At 64.5% G+C, this 4,996-nt stretch carries 5 protein-coding genes and 1 pseudogene; 4 read left to right on the top strand and 2 right to left on the bottom strand.

All coding sequences use genetic code 11. From position 1 onward, the window contains the following. The 3 genes and pseudogenes from AC2VOU_RS04460 to AC2VOU_RS04450 form a co-directional block, all read left to right on the top strand. Positions 1-367 (top strand): annotated as a pseudogene (locus AC2VOU_RS04460) (DUF2786 domain-containing protein); the annotation flags it as partial. After that, positions 364-882, top strand: coding sequence for a TIGR04338 family metallohydrolase (locus tag AC2VOU_RS04455; protein WP_486956260.1), 519 nt, complete (start codon positions 364-366; stop codon positions 880-882). The pseudogene AC2VOU_RS04460 and the gene AC2VOU_RS04455, both read left to right, overlap by 4 nt. A 35-nt stretch (positions 883-917) precedes the next feature. Then, positions 918-2,993: a glycoside hydrolase family 3 C-terminal domain-containing protein gene (locus AC2VOU_RS04450; protein WP_486956261.1), complete on the top strand. Its 2,076-nt coding sequence runs from the start codon at positions 918-920 to the stop codon at positions 2,991-2,993. A 45-nt stretch (positions 2,994-3,038) separates the two neighbouring features. Here AC2VOU_RS04450 and mymT read toward each other — a convergent pair whose 3' ends face one another. Beyond that, on the bottom strand, positions 3,039-3,200 hold the full coding sequence (gene mymT / locus AC2VOU_RS04445; RefSeq protein WP_156166421.1) for a copper-binding metallothionein MymT: 162 nt from the start codon (positions 3,198-3,200) through the stop codon (positions 3,039-3,041). Between the two features lie 501 nt (positions 3,201-3,701). Here mymT and AC2VOU_RS04440 point away from each other — a divergent pair. Continuing rightward, entirely contained in the window at positions 3,702-4,142 is a 441-nt protein-coding gene (locus AC2VOU_RS04440) for an SPW repeat protein (RefSeq protein ID WP_047314456.1), read from the top strand. 77 nt (positions 4,143-4,219) lie between these two features. Here AC2VOU_RS04440 and AC2VOU_RS04435 read toward each other — a convergent pair. After that, on the bottom strand, positions 4,220-4,996 hold a 777-nt coding region (locus tag AC2VOU_RS04435; RefSeq protein WP_486956259.1), incomplete at its 5' end, for a dihydroxy-acid dehydratase domain-containing protein.

The following is a 4,996-nucleotide window of genomic DNA, read 5'->3' as shown; positions in this document are numbered from 1 at the left end:
CTCGGACATCTATCTCGCGTCGGGCGCGCACCGGCCCACCCCGACGATCACCGCCAGACTCAACTTCCAGTTGGCGTTCGGAATGCGTGTCGGTCAGCGTCTGGCCGAGGCCCGCGATCAGACCCGGCGGGCGGCGACCAAAGACCGTGATCGCCCGCCTGGTACAGCTATCGCGTTGCGAGACAAGGAGATTGAGCTTCGTGACTACTACCGCAGCGCGTCGAAGGCGCGCGGCACCTGGCAAGCCGCCAGAGCGTCGGCAGGCTATTCGTCGGCGGCGCGGCGCGCGGGCGATCGGGCCGGCCGACAGGCCCGGCTCGGCAACAGTCCTGAGCTGCCCGGCGCGCGGCCCGCGCTGCGCCGGTGACGTTGCCGGATTCAGTGCGAGACTCGCAGCGTGCCAAGGTTTATGCGGCTGAAGAATTCATCCGAACGTTGTTCGACCGTGCCGCCGAACATGGATCACCCGCGGTGGAGTTCTTTGGCGCCCAGTTGACCCTGCCACCGGAAGCACGGTTCGGTTCGGTTGCGTCAGTCCAGCGTTACGTTGACGATGTGCTTGCTTTACCGGCGGTGCGGCAATACTGGCCGAAAACGTTGCCGCTCACGGTGCGGCCGCGGCGGGCGGCCACCGCGGCGCACTACGAAAACTTTGACGGTGCAGGCGTTATCGCGGTTCCCGACGGTAACATCGCCGACAGGGCGATCCGCGAGCTGCAGGTTCTCCACGAAGTAGCGCACCACCTATGTCAGGCCCAACCGCCACATGGTCCGGAGTTTGTCGCCACCATATGCGCACTGACCGAGCTGGTGATGGGGCCAGAGCTTGGGCACGTGTGCCGCGTTGTATACGCCAAAGAGGGTGTGCGGTGGGCGAACTAGATCCCGACGTGCGGGCGCGCGAGGTCGAGACCCAGATGACCGACGACGAGCGATTCTCGCTGTTGGTCGGGGTGATGGGGGCCGGGGAACTGTGGCCGCTGCGGGATGAGCGCATCCCGCCGGGCATTCCGATGAGCGCTGGCTACGTGCCCGGGATCTCTCGGCTCGGTGTTCCGGCGCTGCTGATGAGCGATGCCGGACTGGGCGTCACCAATCCCGGCTATCGCCCCGGTGACACCGCTACCGCGCTGCCGGCCGGGCTGGCGCTGGCCGCCAGCTTTGACCCCACACTGGCCCGTGCCGCGGGTGACGCGATTGGCCGGGAGGCACGCAGCCGTGGGTTCAACGTGCAACTCGCGGGCGCGATCAACCTCGTGCGCGACCCGCGTAACGGTCGCAACTTCGAATACCTTTCCGAAGACCCGCTTTTGAGCGCCGCCATTGCCGCGGAGTCGATCAACGGTATACAGCAGCAGGGGGTTATCTCGACCGTCAAGCACTACTCGTTGAACTGCAACGAGACCAATCGACATTGGCTGGACGCGGTGATCGATCCCGACGCACACCGCGAATCTGACTTGTTGGCCTTCGAGATTGCCATCGAACGGTCGCAGCCCGGCGCAGTGATGACGGCGTACAACAAGGTCAACGGCGACTACGCCGCCAGCAACCAGGTTTTGCTCAATGACGTGTTGAAAAACGGCTGGGGATACCGCGGTTGGGTCATGTCCGATTGGGGCGCAACACCGAGCTGGGAGTGCGCCCTTAATGGCCTCGACCAAGAATGCGGTGCCCAGATCGACGCCGTGTTGTGGCACTCGGAGCCGTTCACCCACCAGCTGCGAAACGCCTATGCCGACGGCAGGCTGCCCAAAGAGCGGCTGTCGGACATGGTCCGACGGATTTTGCGGTCGATGTTCGCTGTTGGGATTGACCGGTGCGACGCCGCGCCGATACCGAATCTAGCTGCGCACCACGAGGTTGCGTTGCGGATCGCACGGCAGGGAATCGTGCTGCTAAAGAACGGCGGGGTGTTGCCGCTGGCCGCCGAGTCGCCCGCGCGCATCGCCGTCATCGGCGGCTATGCACAGCTCGGTGTGCCAACTGGCTGCGGTTCAAGTGCCGTCGTTCCCCCGGGCGGCTACGCGGCAGTGATCCCGATCGGCGGGTCCGGGCTGACGGCCGGGCTACGCAACCTTTACCTACTACCGTCGAGCCCGCTTAACGAGCTAACGAAGCTATTCCCCAACGCGCAGATCGAGTTCGATCCCGGCATCAGCCCGGCCGAGGCGGTGTTAGCCGCGCGACGCGCCGACGTCGCGATCGTGTTCGCGATCCGTGTCGAAGGGGAGGGCTTCGACAGCGCCGACCTATCGTTGCCGTGGGGTCAGGACGCGCTGATCGCCGCGGTTTCGGCCGTCAACACGAACACCGTTGTGGTGCTCGAGACCGGCAACCCGGCGGCAATGCCCTGGCGAGACTCGGTTAACGCCATCATTCAGGCTTGGTATCCGGGTCAGGCCGGTGGTCAGGCCATCGCGGAAATCGTGGCTGGCCAGGTTAATCCGTCGGGTCGGCTGCCGGTCACATTCCCGGTCGACCTCGGCCAGACGCCGCGCCCAAAGCTGCCCGGCCTCGGAGCTGTTTGGGGGACACCGACCGCAATCTCATACTCGGAAGGAGCCGAGGTTGGCTATCGCTGGTTCGCCCAGACGGGCGAGACCCCCATGTTCGCCTTCGGTCACGGCTTGTCGTACACCGACTTCGCGTACCGCGACCTGGTAGTGACTGCCGGCCACACCGTGCGGGCGAGTTTCAGCGTCGTCAACACCGGCGCTCGCAGCGGAGCGGATATCCCGCAGCTGTATTTGACTGACACCCCCGGTGAACAACGGTTGCGGCTGCTGGGCTTCGAGCGGGTCGACCTTGAGCCCGGCGAAACCCGCCGTGTGACGATCGAGGCGGATCCGCGGCTGCTGGCTCGCTACGACGGCAGCGCCGGCCGATGGTGTATCCAGCCGGGTGGCTACACCGTGGCAGTGGGTGCGTCGGCGGTAGCCCTAGAGCTAGCAGCTCACGTCGACCTGGCCGGTCGTGCGTTCGGGCGATGATCGTGATGATCAGCACGGCCCGAACGCATGACCGTCGTGCCAGGGCTACGTGACAGGCACCATGGCGTCGCCGCACGTGCAGCGGTAGGGGTCACCCGACCCTGAGCAGTGACACTCGACCTCGATACGAACTCGACACCCACAACCTTCGTGGCCACAGGTCAACAATGTCCCCGGCTCGTAGCTTGTCATTTGTCTAACCCTTATCTGTGTTGGGGGCTTCGGTGAAGTCCCGGTGATTGACTCCGTTTGGGTTGTCCGGGAATGGGGACAACCACCGGTGCCATTATGTACCCCCTACGGGTACATGGTAAACAACTGGACGTGTGTCGGGTTCTGATCCGGCCGCCTGACAGGGGCGTTCCCGGGAAGTCCCTGGTCGGTTAGCGTTGGGTTGCCCCCATTGCCGTCTCACCGCAGCACGGCTGGGTACGACATCCACCGGGTGGTGACGGAGACGGCGACGTGGCCGCGATCCGCAAAGGGGGTCACCGGGCTTACCGCAACGGCGCAAATGTGAGACGACGGGTTCTGACGGCCTTTGGAAATAAGTTGACTTCACAGCGCTATCGGGTGCTTTCTGGGGGACCTGATTTTCGTTGCTGCCGTCAGGTCAGCGAGCGTAATCTTAGAGCGGATGGATGGGTTGCAGCGGGCCCACAATGCTTGTTGCATAAGCGCCTTGCTGCATGACAGAAAGGTTGCAAAATGAGTACAGTCCATTCATCAATCGAGCACCACCCCGATTTGTTGGCCCTGCGCGCGAGCTATGAGCGCGCCGCCGAGTCGATGAGTGCGCATGTCACCTTCGGCCTAGCCATGTTGACAGGCCTCTATGCGGCCGCCTCACCATGGATCGTCGGATTCAGTGCGACAAGACGGCTTGCCGGGTGCGACCTCATCGCTGGGATCGCGGTCGCGGTCTTGGCATACGGGTTCGCGACGGCATTGGACCGCACCCACGGTATGACGTGGACGCTGCCAGTGCTTGGCGTGTGGCTCGTCTTCTCGCCGTGGATTCTGCACGGCATCTCGCTGACGGCCGGCATGATCTGGTCAAATGTCATCGCAGGTGCGCTATTAGCCTGCCTGGGCCTGAATGCCACCTACTTCGGTATGCGCACCCGCAACACGGCCTCGCACGGATAGTCCGAAGTTCGTCCAACCAGGCAGCAATTCGCCCGGCTGTGACGGCTAGAGCCGGCCACAGCCGGGCTGGGAGAGGACTAACCGCAGACCGCGCCGATCGCCGCCGAGCTGACGAGTTTGACGTACTTGGCCAGCACGCCGGTGGTGTAGCGCGGCGCAGGAGGAGCGAAATCCTTTTGCCGAGCCGCAAACTCGGTCGGATCGACCAGCACATCGAGAGCGCGGCCGACCACGTCTAGCCGGACCCGGTCGCCGTCACGCAGGAATGCGATTGGTCCCCCGTCGACCGCTTCCGGAGCGATGTGTCCCACACAAAAGCCGGTCGTTCCGCCGGAGAACCGGCCGTCGGTAAGTAGCAGAACATCTTTGCCTAGCCCGGCGCCCTTGATGGCCCCGGTGATGGCCAGCATTTCGCGCATCCCCGGGCCGCCCTTGGGGCCTTCGTAGCGGATGACTACGACGTCGCCCTTGGCAATGGTGCCGTCCTCGAGTGCGTCCAACGCGGCCCGCTCGCCGTCGAAAACCCTTGCGGTGCCTTCGAACACGTCGGAGTCGAATCCAGCCGTTTTGACCACAGCGCCCTCCGGGGCCAACGATCCACGCAGGATCGTGATGCCCCCGGTCGGATGAATTGGGTTGTGCAACGCGCGCAGCACCTTGCCGTCCGGGTCCGGCGGGGCAATGGCAGCGAGGTTCTCGGCCATCGTCTGGCCGGTCACCGTTAGGCAATCGCCGTGCAGCAGGCCCGCGTCCAGCAGTGTTTTCATTACCACCGGCACGCCCCCGATGTGGTCGACGTCGAACATCACGTGGCGGCCGAACGGCTTGACGTCGGCCAGATGCGGCACCTTCGA

It is taken from the genome of Mycobacterium sp. TH-M25 (assembly GCF_057473665.1).
This window is presented reverse-complemented; position numbering and strand designations above follow the sequence as displayed.